This window comes from Pseudomonas sp. PME37.24/006 (assembly GCF_055556635.1).
This window is the reverse complement of sequence record NZ_JBVHNL010000013.1, coordinates 1-473: the sequence shown is the minus strand read 5'-3', so window position 1 is coordinate 473 and position 473 is coordinate 1. Positions and strand designations below refer to the sequence as shown.

Genomic DNA, 473 nt, shown 5'->3' with positions numbered 1-473 from the left:
CCGCGTTCTGCGCATCGTGGGCATCGTCTTCCTCGTGCTCCTGGTGGCGGTGGGCGTTCTGGCCGGGTTCGCGGTCCTCTCGCTCGTCGCGGCGCTGTCGGTCGGGGCCGGCCTCGTGGTCGCCTGGCTGGGCGCGTCACTCGTGATCTTCTTCCGCGGGCAGACCGCGTTGTTCCGGCTGCTGGCTCGTCGCCGCGAGCTCGCCGGACAGCGCGAGGTGGACGAGCGGAACGTGCGGCACGCGCTCCGCGATGCGCGTCGCCTCGTCGACGCCTACGCCCAGTTCCAGCGGTGGTCGCAGATCCTCGGCGCCGTCCTGGCCGAACCGTTCGGGCGTGCTCCGGAAGCATCGGCGCAGAGCGTCACGCGTGTGACCGGGCTGCCGGCATCCGTCCTCGTGGGAGAAGCGGTCGTCGATGCGCCCGCCGTCGAGGTGGTGTCGGCCGAACTGCGGCGGCTCGTCTTCGAGCCCG

The 473-nt window shown here is 72.3% G+C and carries 1 protein-coding gene; it reads left to right on the top strand.

Annotated features, from left to right (window positions below; genetic code table 11):
• The coding region (locus ACZ3GY_RS23645; protein ID WP_465912168.1) for a hypothetical protein at positions 1-473 on the top strand (473 nt) is incomplete at both ends.